This is a genomic window from Cupriavidus pauculus, assembly GCF_022179805.1.
GTDB lineage: Bacteria > Pseudomonadota > Gammaproteobacteria > Burkholderiales > Burkholderiaceae > Cupriavidus > Cupriavidus pauculus_E.
Map to the genome: position 1 here is coordinate 67867 of NZ_BPUO01000012.1, position 14843 is coordinate 82709.

The window sequence follows — 14843 nt, forward strand, 5'->3', positions numbered from 1 at the left end:
CCCGGATCAGTTCACACGGCGGCTGGCGCCCAGCCAGTACTGCTCGCGCACGAGCTTGCGGGCCAGCTTGCCGCTGGCGTTCTTGGGCAGTTCGGCCACGAAATCGACCGAGCGTGGCGACTTGTAGTCGGCAATGCGCGCGCGGCAATGGCCGATCAGCTCGGCCGCACTGGCCTGCCGGCCCGGCCACAGCGCCACTACGGCCTTGACGCTTTCGCCCCAGGTGTCGTCGGGCACGCTGATCACGCACGCCTCCATCACATCGGGATGTTGGTACAGCGTGGCCTCCACCTCGTTCGGGTACACGTTGAAGCCACCCGAGATGATCATGTCCTTCTTGCGGTCGACCAGATACAGATAGCCCTCGGCATCCACGCGCGCTAGGTCGCCGGTGCGCAGCCAGCCATCCACCAGCACTTCGCGCGTCAGTTCGGGCTCGCCCCAGTAGCCTTGGAACACGTCGGCGCCACGGATCACCAGTTCGCCAACCTCGTCGCCACTGACTTCCTCGCCGCGCTCGTTGACCACGCGCACCTCGGTTTCGCCAAGCGCTCGGCCGCAGGACGCCAGCCGCTCGGGGTGCTTGTCGATGGCCAGCGCATGGTCGGCCGTCGACAGCCGCGTGACGCCCGACGTCGACTCACTGGCGCCGTAGCCCTGCGACAGGATAGGACCAATCCGCTGCCACGCCTCGCGGATGCGCGCGGGCGCCATCGGTGCGGCGCCGTAGGCCAGCGTCTTGAGGCTGCTCAGGTCCGCGGTGGCCAGCGTCGGCTCGGCCAGCAGCATGTTGATCATGGCGGGCACCATGAACACGTGCGTGAGCTGCAGCCGCGCCACATCGGCCAGGAAGGCGGCTGGTTCGAATTTCTCGAACAGCACGAGCGCGGCGCCCAGGAACAGGTAGGGCTGCATCAGCATGCCCGACGCATGCGTGATCGGGCCGATCAGCGCCAGCCGGTCGCCGGGGCGCGCGGGACGGTCCATGGTCAGGATCATCTTGCGCATCGACGCCAGCCGGTTGCCATAGGTCTGCATGGCCGCCTTGATCTTGCCGGTGGAGCCCGACGAGAAATGCAGCACGGCTAGGTCGTCCGGTTGCGGCACGTAGTCGATGGCGGCATGCGCGCCGCGCTCGACCAGCGACTCGTAGGCGTCATACCCGCCCGGCGCCGGGCCGGCAATCGCGAAGAAATGCTCTACGCAGCCAAAGCCGCGCGTCTCGGGCGTATAGCCCGCGTAGCCCGGCCCCGCGATCATCACGCGCGGCGTGCAGTTTTCCACCACGTCGGATGCCTCGTTGGCCGTGAAGCGTGGGTTCAGCGCGGCCTTGACCAGCCCAGCCTTGTACAGCGCACATTCGATCTCGACGATCTCGGGGCAGTTGCGCGACTGGATTGCCACGCGGTCGCCCTTCTGCAGCCCCAGCGCCAGCAGCGCGTTGGCCAGGCGCGTGGAGCGCTCGTCGAGCTGGCGGTAGGTCAGCACGCGATCGCGGTACAGCACGGCGGGGTTGTCACCCCAATAGCGTGCCGCGCGCCTGAGGAAGTAGGCGAATGTCATCGGTGTCTCCGTTGTTGGTGTGATGGGCCCAAGTCTGTAAGATGCCGGGCATCACCACAATGCCTCAACTGGAATCAAGTCATAACAAACAGGAATGAGCGATGGAGACACGCGATCTGGAATATGTGCTGGCTGTGGGCGCGCACGGCGGCATTGGCCGCGCGGCCGAGGCGCTGGGCATGACGCAGCCGGCGCTGACCAAGGCCATCCAGCGGGTGGAGGCCCAGCTGGGCGTGCCGCTGTTCGAGCGCACGACGCTGGGCATGCGCGTAACCCAGGCCGGCACGGTGTTCCTGGAGCGGGCGCAGCGCATCCGGCTGGAATACGACGATGCGATCAAGGAGATGCGTGGCATCCAGACTGGCGAGCAGGGCCTGCTGCGGCTGGGTTACTCGCCGTCGATGCCCAACGCGCTGGTGCTGGGCGCCTGCCAGCAACTGCTGCGCGAGCGGCCCGTGGCGCGCCTGCGCATGACGATGCGGGTGGCGCGCGAACTGATGGACATGGTGCAGGCCGGCGAGCTTGACCTGGCCGTGGCACCGCTGCCGCGCCAGTCAAACCCGGCGCTGGCCACCCGCGAGCTGTTCACCGACCGGTTGGCCGTGGTGGCCGACGAGAACCATCCGCTGCAGCGCCGCCGCAACCTGACGCTCGAAGACCTGGTGGGCCAGCAATGGCTGTTGCCGACCACACACGTGCTAATCCGCCAGCAAATCGACACCGCGTTTGCCAGCATCGGCCTGCCCGCGCCGATCCTGCGCGTGGAGACCGATTTCGGCAGCGCCACGCTGTTCGACCTGGTACGCGGCACCGACATGCTCTGCATTGCGGGCTCCACCACCAACAGCAAGCGCATGGGCCTGCGGCCGATTGCGCTGCGCGCCGATGCGCTGGACCTGGGCCGCCGCGTGGGCGTGATCACGCGCGCGGGCGCCTACCTGTCGCCGCTGGCGCAGCGCATGATCGACATCCTCGAAGCCCACATGGAGTAACGGCTACTGGTAGTTGCGCAGGTAGGCCAGCAGGTCGTCGATCTGCCGCGCGTTGCTCATGCCCCAGAAGCGCATTTTCGTGCCGGGCACGACCTTGGCCGGCGACTGCAAGAAGGCGCGCAGCGTGTCGCCGGTCCACACCACGGTGGACAACTTCATGGCGTCCGAATACCGGAAGTCGTCGGTGCCGCCGGCCTTGCGTCCGAACACGGCGTTGAGCTGCGGCCCGAATGCGCCGCGCGCCGTTGGGCCCACCTGATGGCACGAGGCGCAGCGCGTGGTGAAGATATCCTTGCCGGACTGGACATCTCCGGCGTGGGCATTGGTCGCGCCGAGCAGCGCCAATGCCGTCAATACTGCGTATTTCATTGCAAATCGGATATCAGATAGTCAGTCGTTGCCCGCCGGATAGCTCGCCACTTCAATCAGGTTGCCATCGGGATCGCGGCAATATACCGAACTGATCGGGCCCAGCGCTCCGGTACGCTGCGCCGGCCCGGCTTCCACCGCTACCCTGTGTGCCAGGAAATGTGCCACCACTTCCTGTGGCGGCATCTTCGTGATGAAGCACAGGTCGTCGCTGCCGGACGTGGGATGCACGCCCGTGAACCACGCCACGGTATCTTCACCGACAGGCCGCAGGTTGATCTTCTGCTGCCCGAATTTCACCGACACACGCTTGCCCGTACGCGATTCAAAGTCTTCGCGCCGCATGCCCAGCACCTGTTCGTACCAGGCCGCGCTGGCCTCCACATCCTTCACGTTGAGCACGATATGGTCGAAGCGTTCGATCGCGAGCGTCATGGCGGTCCTTTGTGATCCAGAGGGGTACGTTTTATGTAACAGCATGTGTAGCTGTGCAGTGCAAGGCGTAATGTACACCGGCCCATCGGCGGGCCGCTTTTATACTGCGCGGCCGGTCAACCACCGCGCCCCCCGTCATGCGCCGAATCTTCTGGCTCGTCATGAGCCTGGTCATCGCGGCCCTGTTCCAGGTGTCCGCCGTATCCGCAGCCGAATCGGCTTCGCAGGCCGAAGCCCAGCAAATCCCGGTGCTCACGCACGCCGAAGCCGTCGCCGAACTCAAGCGTCTGCAATCCGAGCAGGATCGCGTGAAGCAGCAGGCGTCCAGCGCCTCTGGCAACGTCAAGACTGGCGACCTCAATGACGCGCTCAAGCAGCTCGACGAGGACGTCGACAAGCTCACCGCATCGCTCACGCCGCAGCGCGCCCAGTTGCAAGCACAGGTCGACCTGCTGGGGCCCCCGCCCGATAACAGCAAGTCGACGACTACCGCCAAGGAGGCGCCAGCCGTTGTGAAGCAGCGCGCCGAACTCAACGCGCGCAAGGGCCAGCTCGACGACGAACTGAAGCAGGCCGCCGACAGCAAGGACAACATCGCCCATCTGCAGGACCAGCTCGCCAAGCTCCAGCGCAGCCGGCTGAAGGATCAACTCGCGCTGCGTTCGGACAGCATCCTGAACCCAGCGTTCTGGACGCCACTGTTCAAGGTGTCCGAGGAAGACCGCGAACGACTGGGCAACTTCACCGACGACATCGGTCCGATGATCCGCCTGGCGTGGGAGCCGTCGCAACGAGGCAAGACCATCATCCTGCTGGCCGTGGCGCTGGCGGTGTGGTCGCTGGGCCGCCGCCTGCTGGAGCGCGGGCTGGCGTGGTTCTGCCTGACCCAGTTGCCCGAGACCCGCCTGCGCCGCAGCGCGCTGGCGCTGGCCACCGCGCTGACCACGGTGGTCACCACGGCGCTCGCGGTGCGCATCGTCTATGCGGCATTCACAGGCGGCGACGAGATCTCGCCCGCACTGCAAGACCTGATGAGCGAGATCGCCAAGCTGACCATGACCAGCGCGCTGATCGCCGGCCTGGGGCGCGCGCTGCTTTGCACGCGGCATCCAAGCTGGCGGCTGCCCGCGCTGGCCGATCCGGTGGCGCTGGCGATGCGGCCGTTCCCGACCGTGCTGGCCGGGATGTTGCTGCTGGCGGGCACGCTGGAGCAGCTCAACCGCATGGCCGACACCACGGTGCAGGTGACGCTGCTGGGCCGTGGCCTGGTGTCGCTGGTGGTGGTGCTGACCATCGGCGCGGCGCTGCTACGCGCCAACCGGGTGCGCAGCGAGCTGGTGGCCGCAGGCGAGCGCCCCGAGGAACGGGCCACGCTGGCGGGCCTAATCCACGCGGCCGTGACGATCATCGTGACGGTGTCTTTCGGCGCGCTGCTGATCGGCTATATCAGCTTTGCGCGCTTCCTGACCTACGAACTGGTGTGGTTCGACATCGTGCTGTGCAGCCTGTACCTGCTGACGCAACTCACCCGCGATATCTGCGAGGCGCTGTTTTCGGCGAATCACCGCAGCGGACGCGTGATCAAGCAGTTGTTTGGCGTAGGCGACTCGCACCTGGAGCAGGTATCCACCGTGCTGTCGGGCATCGGCGCCAGCGTGCTGCTGCTGTTGGCTGTGCTGGCATTGCTGACGGGCGGCTTCGGCACCACGCCGGCCGACCTGCTCAACAGCCTGCTGACCGTGCTGGGCGGCGAGCGGCTGCGCAGCATGAACATCATGCCGGAGCGCATCCTGAACGCGTTGATCGCGCTGACCGTGGGCATCTGGCTGCTGCGCTCGGTGCGCCGCTGGCTCGACGCCGAACTGCTGCCGAAGCTGTGTTCCGAGCCCGGCCTGCGCGCGTCGCTGATCACGCTGTTCAGCAACGTCGGCTACGTGCTGCTGGTGCTCCTGACGCTGTCGCTGCTGGGCGTGAAATGGGAAAACCTGGCGTGGATCGTCAGCGCGCTGTCGGTGGGTATCGGTTTCGGCCTGCAGGAGATCGTCAAGAACTTCGTGTCGGGCCTGATCCTGCTGACCGAGCGCCCCGTCAAGGTGGGCGACATGGTCAGCCTGGCCGGCGTGGAAGGCGATATCCGACGCATCAACGTGCGCGCCACCGAGATCCAGCTTGGCGACCGCTCCACGGTGATCGTGCCCAACTCTCAGTTGATCTCGCAGAACGTGCGCAACGTGACGATGAGCAACAGCACGCAGGGCGTGGCCACGCTGCAACTGACCTTCCCGCTCAACACCGACCCCGAACAGGTACGCGACCTGCTGCTGGACGTCTACCGCGAGAACGAGAACATCCTGGACATTCCGGCGCCGTCAGTCACGTTCAGCCAACTGGCGCCGAACGGCATCACGCTGAGCGTGACCGGCTACGTGAGCAGCCCCCGCATCGCGGCCGGCACCAAGAGCGACCTGCTGTTCGAGATCCTGAAACGGCTGCGCGCCGAGAACATCTCGCTTTCCGAACCGCAGACACTACGCGTGGAAAACATGGCGGCGGCGCTGGGCACCTGACCGGTGGGTCATCAGACCTTGCCCGGGTCGTGGCTGCTCCAGTAGTCGGCACCATCATCGTGCGTGGACAGAACGATCCTTTGCCGGCAGTGCTGGCATGTGTAGACGAAGATGTGATGGCCGGCGTGCATCTGCGTATCTCCTGACCGCATCAAGCGCGGATGAGGCGGAACGTAACCGGGACGACCCAGCAGGCTCTTGCAAAGTTCGCAAGGAACCATCGTGCTCTCCCAAGTCTGACTTCAGGCCCTGCAACAACCATGTCCGCTTGTCTTGCAGACATTGCTGCAACGCAACAGAGCCAGTATAGGCGCACGATCGTTCGATCGCCACGGGCTTTCCGGTGGATAGCCAGAGGCTACCTTCCTGCAGCAAAGCGGTCCGTGGCGTTCAGCAACTGGTCCATGATGCCGGGCTCGGTCCAGGCATGGCCGGCGCCCTCGATCAGGTGGAATTCGGCGTCGGGCCAGGCCTGGTGCAGCGCCCAGGCATAGCGCGCCGGGCACGGCATGTCATAGCGGCCGTGCACGATCACGCCGGGAATGCCCGCGAGCTTGTGGGCATCGCGCAGCAGCTGACCGTCTTCGAGCCAGCCGGCGTGGGTGAAGTAATGGTTCTCGATGCGGGCGAAGGCCAGCGCGAAATGGCCCTCGTCATGCTTCGTTGCAATATCGGGATTGGGCAGCAGCGTGATGGTCTCCGCCTCCCACACGCTCCACGCGCGCGCGGCCTCGATCTGCTTGTCGCGGTCGGCGCCGGTCAGCAGCTTGCGATACGCCGCCATCATGTCGCCGCGTTCCGCCTCGGGCACCGGCGCCTGGAAGCGCGCCCACTTGTCCGGGAACATCTCCGAGACACCGAACTGGTAGTACCAGTCGAGTTCAGCCTGCGACACCGTGTACACGCCGCGCAGCACCAGCTCGCTCACGCGCGCCGGATGCGTCTGCGCATAGGCCAGCGCCAGCGTCGAGCCCCAGGACCCGCCAAAGACCAGCCATTGGTCCACGCCGATCAACTGGCGCAGCCGTTCGATATCGTCGACCAGATGCCACGTGGTATTGGCCTCCAGCGATGCATGCGGGGTTGATTGCCCGCAGCCGCGCTGGTCGAACAGCAGCACGTCGTAGCGCGCGGGATCGAACAGCCGGCGATGGTCGGCCGAGATGCCGCCGCCCGGGCCGCCGTGCAGGAACACGGCCGGCTTGGCGCCGCGCGTGCCCACGCGTTCGTAGTACAGGACATGACCATCGCCCACGTCGAGCGTGCCGGTCTCGTAGGGTTCGATTTCTGGATAGAGCGTGCGGGTGCCGGTCATGAAATGTTTCGTATCGAGAACAAACGAAACAAAAGTGTAGCCCCGCGCGAGCCGAGTTGGCTTTAAGTTTCGTTTAAGTCTTCGGCCCTAGATTTGAGCCGTACCGCAACCGAACCCGAGAGGTGATGCCATGACCCCCCAAGACGTGCAAGCACTGGAAGCCTTCCTGAGCCAACTGACCCAGGCGCGCGTGGACACCAAGGACCCGCAGGCCGCGTCGATGATTGCCGAGGCCGCGGCGCGTCAACCGGATGCCGCCTACCTGCTGGTGCAGCGGACCATGCTGCAGGAACGCGCGCTGCTGAACGCGCAGACGCAGATCGCGTCGCTGCAGAACCAGCTCCAGGCTGCCCAAGCCGCGCAGACTGCCGCCGGCAACGGCGGGCGCGGCTTCATCGACGACAATGCCTGGGGCCAACACGCCGGGCGCGCGCCGCAGCCCGCCCCGACGCCGTACCAGCAGGCACCGCAGTATCCGGCTCCGCAATACCCATCGCCGCAATACCAGGCCGCTCCCCAGCAGCCCGTGCAACAGGCGGCACGCCCGGGCTTTCTGAGTGGCGGATTCGGCAGCACGCTGGGCACCATCGCCACCACCGCTGCGGGCGTGGCCGGCGGCGCGATGCTGTTCCAGGGCATCGAGAACCTGTTCCATCGCGGCGGCGGCAGCGGTTTCCTGGGCGGCGGGCAGCCGGCGGCCGGGTCTGAGACCGTGGTCAACAACTTCTACGGCGATGACAATGGCGCCGGCCAGCGCGACAACACGCTGCTGGCCGACAACGGCAGCCAGGACAACGGCAACCTCGACAACGGCCTGGACGACTACGTGAACGCCGACCAGGACGACGATTCGGCGTTCTTCTGATCCGCATGACGGTTCGCCGCTCCGGCCACACGGGAGCGGCGCCGGCCGTGTAGGACGACGACCGGTTGCAGGCGCTGGCACACCAAGGCAGGATCACCGAAACCGGGTCGGAGCCAGGCGCCATGAAGACGTTCCACTGCAATCGTTGCGAAAACCTCGTGTTCTTCGAGAACGTCGTCTGCGAACGCTGCCAGGCGACGCTGGGCTTCATCCCCGCGCTGTCGCAGGTGGCGGCGTTCGAGGGTGACGATGCCAACGGCTGGCGCAGCCTGCATCCCGACGCCCACGGCGCGTTGTTCCGCCGCTGCCACAACTACCAGGTGGAGGCCGTCTGCAACTGGATGGTGCCGGCTGAGGATCCCGGCACGCTATGCGACGCCTGCAAGCTCACACATACCATCCCGAACCTGGACACCCCCGAGAACCGCCTGTACTGGTACCGGCTGGAAACCGCCAAGCGGCGGTTGCTCTATACGCTGCTGTCGCTGGGGCTGCCGGTGGTGTCGCGCGACGACGATCCGGTATCGGGCCTGCAGTTCGACTTCCTGGCCGACACCGGCCCGCACGACCCCGCCATGACCGGCCATGACAATGGCCTCATCACCATCAACATCGCCGAAGCCGACGACGCGCACCGCGAAAAGACCCGCGCCGAGATGGGCGAGGCCTATCGCACGCTGCTGGGACACTTTCGGCATGAGGTGGGGCATTTCTACTTCAACCGGCTGATTGCCGGCACGCGGCGCATCGAACCGTTCCGCAAGCTGTTCGGCGACGAGAGCGTCGACTATGCGGCGGCGCTGCAGCGCCACTACGACCAGGGCGCGCCGGGCGACTGGCAGGCGTCGTATATCAGCAGCTACGCCACCATGCATCCTTGGGAAGACTGGGCCGAAACCTGGGCCCACTACCTGCATATGGTCGACACGCTGGACACGGCCGTGTCATGCGGGCTCGTACTCAAGCCGGACAGCCCGCAGGAGCCGACGCTGACCGACCAGACGCCGGTGGAGGACGCCAGCTTCCGCAGCCTGATGAACCGCTGGTTTCCGCTGACCTACGTGCTGAACAGCCTGAACCGCAGCCTGGGCGCGCCGGACAGCTATCCGTTCATGCTGTCGCCGGCCGTGGTGGCCAAGCTGGAGTTCGTGCATCGCGTGATTGATGCCGCGGCGCGCGAGCATGTGGAACCAGCGCCTGCGCCCACCCCTGCCCCCGCGCCGGCGGCGCCGGACATCAAGCCGTCACGGTAACGTCACGGCGCGGTACGCCGGCCAGCGACCACGCAAATACCACCAGGCCGCCAAGCGCCAGCAACGCGCCAACCCAGCCCGTGGACGTCCAGCCCATGCCGGCGGCGATGGTCACGCCGCCGAGCCAGGCGCCCAGCGCATTGGCCATGTTGAACGCAGAATGGTTGAGCGCGGCGGCCAGTGTCTGTGCATCGCCAGCCACGTCCATCAGGCGGATCTGCAGCGGCGGGCCCAGCGCCACGGCCGTGCCCACCAGCATCACGTTCAGCGACGCCAGCCACGCATGGTGCGCCGTGAACACGAACGCGCCCAGCACCAGCGCCGACCACACCAGCACGCCGCCCACGGTGGGCATCAGCGCGCGGTCGGCCAGCTTGGCGCCCGCCAGGTTGCCCGCCACCATGCCCACACCAAACAGCGCCAGCACCACCGGAATGCCGCTGGCCGGCATGTGCGCCACTTCGAGCATGGTCGGCTTGACGTAGCTGAACACGGCAAACATGCCGCCAAAGCCGATGGCACCGATGCCGAGCGTGAACCACACCTGCTTGCGCGCCAGCGCGGACAGCTCGCGCAGCGGGCTGGCATGGCGGTCCGCCGGCACGAACGGCACCCAGCGCCAGACCAGCAGTACGGTCAGCGCGCCGATAGCGCCCACGATCATGAACGCGGCACGCCAGCCCAGCCACGTACCGATACCGGCCGCGATCGGTACACCGACCAGCGTGGCAGAGGTCAGGCCCAGCATGACTAGCCCCACCGCCTGGGCGCGGCGCTCGCGCGCCACCAGGCTGGCGGCCACCAGCGCCGCCACACCAAAGTAGGTGCCGTGCGGAAAGCCGGTCAGCAACCGCAGCAGCAGCATCGAGGCGTAGCTCGGTGCCAGCGCGCTGGCGACATTGCCGATGGCAAAGAAGGCCATCAGCGCGATCAGCAGGTTGCGGCGCGGCCAACGCGCACCCAGCACCGCCAGCAGCGGCGCGCCCACCACCACGCCCAGCGCATAGGCGCTGATCAGGTGGCCGGCTTCGGGGATGGTGATTGCCAGATCGCGGGCGGCGTCGGGAAGCAGGCCCATGATGACGAACTCGCCAGTGCCGATGGCGAAGCTGCCCACGCCAAGCGCCAGCAGCGCGCGGCGGTCGGCTGCGCGGTTGCGGGGCGTGGTGGTGTGCGGGTCGGAGGCGAGTTCGGGAAGGTTGTCAAAATTTCCGGAAGGAGCGGTCATGAGCAGAGAAACGCGAGACTTTTTTATAACGATGCGCCGCGGCTGGCGGGCGGGATCTTGCGTCCGGCCTCGGGGGCTCCAGCGTGCTCCGGGTGCGGCGTGATGCGGCATGCAGCGAGTTTGTTGCCTGGGCTGCTTGGTGATCCTTGGCGATGCTTGGTATTGCGTACTACTACGCAACCGGTTGCCTTGAATGGCGGGTTGCGCGAGGACGCCATTGTGAAGCAAAACGGCGCAGCCTGCCGGGCACGCTGCAATGCCCCTTCGCGCCAGTCCTGTATCCGCTGGTATTCAATCGACTTCAAGGACGAACGGGCACTGTGGGATAGGGCACAACGAGCATTGCAGGCTATGCGGGCGCCGCCCTATGCTGAAGACATGCGGCGCCAGGGTACCGTACCCACGAAGCACGGCGCCGGTGCCGCGCGTATCGTCGTGTGGGAGGGGATATGTCCCTGCGTAATGCTCTGCTCTTTTCGGCCATCGGCCTGGCCTGGACACTGCCCGCCTACGGGCAAGGGTGCCAGCATGACATGCAGTGCAAGGGCGACCGAGTCTGCAACGCGGGTGTATGCATGCCGCCCGATGCCGACGGCACCGAGGCATCGGCCTCATCGCCTTCGAACAGCAAATCGCTGCCGACGCTCAAGCTGTCTCCGACCCCGCAGCCTCCGCAATCCTCCCCGCAGCCTTCGCCGCAATCCACGCCCCGTTCGACGCCGCGATCGGCGCCGCCGCCCCCACCCGAGCCGCTACAGCAGGATCAACCGCAGCAACAGCATGTCAGCGTGCCGCGCAATTGCTGCACGGTGGCCGGCAAGCTTCGGCTGGTGCCGCAGCAATCGGGCGATGCCGCGCTGATGGCTGGCGACGCCTGCCAGGGCCTGACGAATTCAGGCAAGCCCGTGCCGGGCACCGCGTGCAACTAGCCGGCGCATGGCCTACCACGTGTACTTGACGCCCAGGCGGCCAACCAGCGCGTGGTAGGACTGCGAGCCGAACTGGTAGCCCAGGTTGGTCCAGCCCGTCCATCCCTTGCCGCCCTGCACGCCCAGGCCGAGCTTGAACTCGTAGCGGTTTTGCGGATAGACGTCGCGCATCGACACGCCGTTGAACGCCATGGCGTTGCCGGTGCCGTCGTGCCACCAGTTGGCGGTCAGGTAGGGCTGGAAGCGGCGTCCTTTGCCATCGATTCAGGTCCGATGCACGCGTACGCCCAGCCGCGTGATGATGCCGTTGCCATTGGCGCTGTCCACGCGCGTGCCGGTGGCCGGCTTCGTGAAGGCACCCTGATAGCCGCGCACGTAGACCAGCTGCGCCGGCGGCTCCACCGCCCAGGCGCGCCTCGCGCACGTAGAAGGCGTAGCCGGTCTCGGCCGACAGCGCCAGCACCTGCGAGTCGTAGCACGCCCGGCGCAGCTGGCCGTTCACGTAGTTGGTATACCAGCCGTACTGCGCCCAGAGATCGGTGTACCAGCCCAGCCGCGTGGCGTCGTTCTGGAACCACGTGCCGTAGATGCCTACGTTCACGCCCTGCACGGCCCTATCGGTATGAAACGGGTTGCCGACGGCACGGCTGGTACTCGACCCCCAGCTATAGCCGAGGATGCCGCCCAGGTGCAGGCGGTCTTCGGGGCGGAAGACCGACCACTGCGCCACGTCGCCGCCGCCCTGCAGCATCCACGCCGTGCTGTCCACGCTGAACGTGCAGTCTCGGCTGTTCGATCCGATGTCCTTGCCCACCACGCGCAGCCAGCCTGACATGCGACGCTCGTTGTCGTTGTCGAACGTCTGATGCTCGGCCCACTGCGGCTCGCCCAGGCGGTCGTGCAGGCTGTGCACCAGAAGCCCGCTGGTTGGCCAGGTAAGCAGCTACTTCCGGTCGCAACAGCGGCTCGATGCCGTCGGGATTCGGTGTGGGTGGCCAGGCGGCCCAGGCGGCGTGGGCAGGTTGGGGTTGGGGTTGTCGCTTTCCGAGCGCAGATACCACGCCTGGTCGTTGCTGCCATCGCGCGCCCCACGATACTGGCGGTACTCGTAGATGCCCGCCACCGCGCGACCCGATTGCGTGAACGCATTCGCCGCCGTGGTCCCGCCATTGGTGGCGTCCACCACGAGGATGCCGTTCTGATTGGTCAACGCGTCGGCACCGTCGGCATTGACCACGGTGATGCCGGTGGAACCGCTGGCGCTGCCGCCGTTGACGACCAGCCGGTCCGATGCCGCGCGTCACCCGCCAGCACCGTGTTCACGCGCAGGATGCCGCCACGCCCTTGCTGCTATTGGCGCTGGTGCCGCTGCTGCCCGGCAGGCTGACGGTCAGCGCGTCCGGGCCGGTCACACCCTGAGTGGCATCCACGATCAACCCATTGCTGGCTTTGCCGTTCAGGTTCAGCGTTGTGCCTGTCGGCAGCGCAACCGTACCGCCGCGATGCATGTAGACGCCCACGTCGCTGACACCAGACGTGGTCACTGCTGGCGTGCCCGTCGCCGTCAGCGTGCTGCCCGCCTCCGAGGCGCCCAACGCAATGACGCGATGCCGGTTCACCGTAATGCTGCTGGCGCCGGCCAGACCGACGGTACCGCCGTTCTGCGCGACCACGCCATTGCCGAACTGCGCGCCTGCGCCACCGATGACCGTGACGTCCACGTCCGTGGCCTGGAGACTCCCCACGCTGAAAGCGGCCATGCCCGTGCCGTTGCCGGAGACGGCCACGCGCACGCCGCCCGGCAGCACGAAGATGCCGGTGCCCAGCGCGCCGCTGCCCGCCATCAGACCAATGCCGTTGACGGCGTTGACGACGATTTCACCGGGCGATGGCCCCGCGCTGGGATCCAGCGTCAGCGTGGACGAATAGGCGACGGCGCCGGGCGTGGTACCCGACGTAGTGATCGTGGTCCCGCCCACCACCACGGTGGGCGTACCAAACACGCCGACCGCCGGCACATTGCCTGGCCCCACCGTCGCCTGCGCCCACGCCGCGGACACATGCAGGGTGGCACATGCCGCCACGGCCAGTGCAGCCAACCGGCGCGCGGGAACAAGAGGTTGCTGCCGCGCCATGGTCCGGCCAGCACGTTCGCGGTAGATGAATCCGGCAATCATCGGGCCCCTTCACAGTTGATGCGCCCTGCCTCGCGATGCGGCGCCCGATCCACTGTAGAGGGCCATCCCGGTCAAGCATCCTGAATTGTTTTCCTACCAGATATGAACGATAGGCACAAATCATCACTGTTAGATTCGACAGTGACTCTACGTTTTCTGGCTCGATCTGACAGCGTCCGCACCCACGCCGATCGAAATCCGGGCCACCTCAGCCCGCCTTGGCTTTGGCAGCAATCAGCTCCCGCAGCCACCGGTGGGCCGAGTCGCGGTGCGACCGCTCGTGCCACAGCATCGACATCTCGTATCCGGGCACCTCCACGGGTGCCTCCACGGCCTGCAACGCGCCATTGCCCGCCACCAGGCGCGCCGGCAGCATCGCCACCAGATCGGTGCTGGCAACAACCGACGCAACGTAGAGAAAGTGGGGAACCGACAGCACCACGCGCCGCGTCAGGCCTACGGCGGCCAGCGCCTCATCCGTGACGCCGAAGAAGCCGCCGCCGTCGGGCGACACGATCACGTGCTCCAGCGCGCAGAATTGCGCGGGCGTGGGCTTGCGTTTCAGGCGCGGATGGCCGGCCCGGCCTACCAGCACGTAGCGCTCGGTGAACAACGCCATGCGGTGCAGCGCGTCAGGCGAGTCTTCGGTGATGTGGAACCCAAGATCGATATCGCCCTGCTCGGCCTGACGCGCCAGCCGGGGCGGCACCATTTCCACCACGGCCACACGCGTGCCGGGCGCGGCCTGCCGCAGCGCACCGAGGGCCGGCAGCAACACAGTTGATTCGCTGTAGTCGGTGGCGGCGATGCGCCAGGTGTGCGTCGCCATCGACGGATCGAAGGGTTGTTCGGGCGACACCGCCAGTTCCAGCGCGGCCAGCGCCTCGCGCAACGGTTCGCGCAGCGCCTCGGCACGGGCGGTCGGCCGCATGCCGCGCGGCCCCGGCAGCAGCAGCGGATCGTCGAAGATCTCGCGCAGCCGGGCCAGATGCACGCTGACCGACGGCTGCGAGTAATGCAGGCGCTCCGCCGCACGGGTCACGTTGTGCTCGGACAGCAGCACGTCCAGCGTGACCAGCAGGTTCAGGTCGAGGCTGCGTAGATTAGTCATGACAATACCTGGCATCTTGGATATTCATTTCCAATATAC

General features: G+C 66.7%; 12 protein-coding genes and 2 pseudogenes. 5 read left to right on the top strand and 9 right to left on the bottom strand.

The genetic code is table 11. The features are described from left to right. Positions 1-6: 6 nt before the first annotated feature. A complete protein-coding gene (locus tag MFF62_RS22690) occupies positions 7-1563 on the bottom strand; it encodes an AMP-binding protein (RefSeq protein WP_238265361.1) in 1557 nt (518 codons plus the stop codon). 101 nt (positions 1564-1664) lie between these two features. Between MFF62_RS22690 and MFF62_RS22695 the strand changes: the two genes are divergently transcribed. Then, positions 1665-2555, top strand: coding sequence for a LysR family transcriptional regulator (locus MFF62_RS22695; protein ID WP_238265362.1), 891 nt, complete (start codon positions 1665-1667; stop codon positions 2553-2555). 3 nt (positions 2556-2558) lie between these two features. Here MFF62_RS22695 and MFF62_RS22700 read toward each other — a convergent pair whose 3' ends face one another. Both MFF62_RS22700 and MFF62_RS22705 read right to left on the bottom strand, forming a co-directional pair. Then, the gene (locus MFF62_RS22700; RefSeq protein WP_238265363.1) at positions 2559-2924 is read right to left on the bottom strand and encodes a c-type cytochrome; all 366 of its coding nucleotides are present in this window, start codon (positions 2922-2924) and stop codon (positions 2559-2561) included. 21 nt (positions 2925-2945) lie between these two features. Then, the gene (locus MFF62_RS22705; protein ID WP_238265364.1) at positions 2946-3359 is read right to left on the bottom strand and encodes a VOC family protein; all 414 of its coding nucleotides are present in this window, start codon (positions 3357-3359) and stop codon (positions 2946-2948) included. Positions 3360-3496: 137 nt separating this feature from the next. On the opposite strand from MFF62_RS22705, the gene MFF62_RS22710 reads away from it, so the two are divergent. Next, positions 3497-5926, top strand: a complete 2430-nt coding sequence (locus MFF62_RS22710) for a DUF3772 domain-containing protein (protein ID WP_238265365.1) — start codon at positions 3497-3499, stop codon at positions 5924-5926. A gap of 358 nt (positions 5927-6284) precedes the next feature. Here the strand turns inward: MFF62_RS22710 and pip are convergent, their stop codons facing one another. Then, entirely contained in the window at positions 6285-7241 is a 957-nt protein-coding gene (pip, locus tag MFF62_RS22715) for a prolyl aminopeptidase (protein ID WP_238265366.1), read from the bottom strand. A 130-nt stretch (positions 7242-7371) separates the two neighbouring features. Here pip and MFF62_RS22720 point away from each other — a divergent pair, with 130 nt between their 5' ends. Beyond that, the gene (locus MFF62_RS22720) at positions 7372-8106 is read left to right on the top strand and encodes a DUF2076 domain-containing protein (protein WP_238265367.1); all 735 of its coding nucleotides are present in this window, start codon (positions 7372-7374) and stop codon (positions 8104-8106) included. A gap of 122 nt (positions 8107-8228) precedes the next feature. Beyond that, complete coding sequence (locus tag MFF62_RS22725; protein WP_238265368.1) at positions 8229-9359, top strand: zinc-binding metallopeptidase family protein; 1131 nt, start codon at positions 8229-8231, stop codon at positions 9357-9359. On the opposite strand, the gene MFF62_RS22730 is transcribed toward MFF62_RS22725, so the two are convergent. Continuing rightward, complete coding sequence (locus tag MFF62_RS22730; RefSeq protein WP_238265369.1) at positions 9343-10587, bottom strand: MFS transporter; 1245 nt, start codon at positions 10585-10587, stop codon at positions 9343-9345. The two genes, MFF62_RS22725 and MFF62_RS22730, sit on opposite strands and share 17 nt — an antisense overlap. Positions 10588-11036: 449 nt before the next feature. Between MFF62_RS22730 and MFF62_RS22735 the strand changes: the two genes are divergently transcribed. Next, the gene (locus MFF62_RS22735) at positions 11037-11516 is read left to right on the top strand and encodes a hypothetical protein (RefSeq protein ID WP_238265370.1); all 480 of its coding nucleotides are present in this window, start codon (positions 11037-11039) and stop codon (positions 11514-11516) included. A gap of 12 nt (positions 11517-11528) precedes the next feature. On the opposite strand, the pseudogene MFF62_RS30815 reads toward MFF62_RS22735, so the two are convergent. From MFF62_RS30815 to MFF62_RS22750, 4 genes and pseudogenes are all read right to left on the bottom strand, one after another. Next, positions 11529-11918, bottom strand: a pseudogene (locus MFF62_RS30815) (autotransporter outer membrane beta-barrel domain-containing protein). Between the two features lie 70 nt (positions 11919-11988). Continuing rightward, positions 11989-12753, bottom strand: a pseudogene (locus MFF62_RS30820) (autotransporter outer membrane beta-barrel domain-containing protein); the annotation flags it as partial. Between the two features lie 82 nt (positions 12754-12835). Continuing rightward, positions 12836-13693: a hypothetical protein gene (locus MFF62_RS22745; protein ID WP_238265371.1), complete on the bottom strand. Its 858-nt coding sequence runs from the start codon at positions 13691-13693 to the stop codon at positions 12836-12838. 208 nt (positions 13694-13901) lie between these two features. After that, positions 13902-14804 carry a LysR family transcriptional regulator gene (locus MFF62_RS22750; RefSeq protein ID WP_238265372.1) on the bottom strand — a complete coding sequence of 301 codons (903 nt, stop codon included), beginning with the start codon at positions 14802-14804 and terminating at the stop codon, positions 13902-13904. Positions 14805-14843 lie beyond the last annotated feature (39 nt).

Excerpts from the sequence above, each read along its gene's own strand:
- pip (WP_238265366.1), bottom strand. The coding sequence starts at position 7,241 with ATGACCGGCACCCGCACGCTCTATCCAGAAATCGAACCCTACGAGACC.
- MFF62_RS22735 (WP_238265370.1), top strand. The coding sequence starts at position 11,037 with ATGTCCCTGCGTAATGCTCTGCTCTTTTCGGCCATCGGCCTGGCCTGG.
- MFF62_RS22730 (WP_238265369.1), bottom strand. The coding sequence starts at position 10,587 with ATGACCGCTCCTTCCGGAAATTTTGACAACCTTCCCGAACTCGCCTCC.
- MFF62_RS22695 (WP_238265362.1), top strand. The coding sequence starts at position 1,665 with ATGGAGACACGCGATCTGGAATATGTGCTGGCTGTGGGCGCGCACGGC.
- MFF62_RS22745 (WP_238265371.1), bottom strand. The coding sequence starts at position 13,693 with ATGATTGCCGGATTCATCTACCGCGAACGTGCTGGCCGGACCATGGCG.
- MFF62_RS22725 (WP_238265368.1), top strand. The coding sequence starts at position 8,229 with ATGAAGACGTTCCACTGCAATCGTTGCGAAAACCTCGTGTTCTTCGAG.
- MFF62_RS22720 (WP_238265367.1), top strand. The coding sequence starts at position 7,372 with ATGACCCCCCAAGACGTGCAAGCACTGGAAGCCTTCCTGAGCCAACTG.
- MFF62_RS22750 (WP_238265372.1), bottom strand. The coding sequence starts at position 14,804 with ATGACTAATCTACGCAGCCTCGACCTGAACCTGCTGGTCACGCTGGAC.
- MFF62_RS22705 (WP_238265364.1), bottom strand. The coding sequence starts at position 3,359 with ATGACGCTCGCGATCGAACGCTTCGACCATATCGTGCTCAACGTGAAG.
- MFF62_RS22700 (WP_238265363.1), bottom strand. The coding sequence starts at position 2,924 with ATGAAATACGCAGTATTGACGGCATTGGCGCTGCTCGGCGCGACCAAT.
- MFF62_RS22710 (WP_238265365.1), top strand. The coding sequence starts at position 3,497 with ATGCGCCGAATCTTCTGGCTCGTCATGAGCCTGGTCATCGCGGCCCTG.
- MFF62_RS22690 (WP_238265361.1), bottom strand. The coding sequence starts at position 1,563 with ATGACATTCGCCTACTTCCTCAGGCGCGCGGCACGCTATTGGGGTGAC.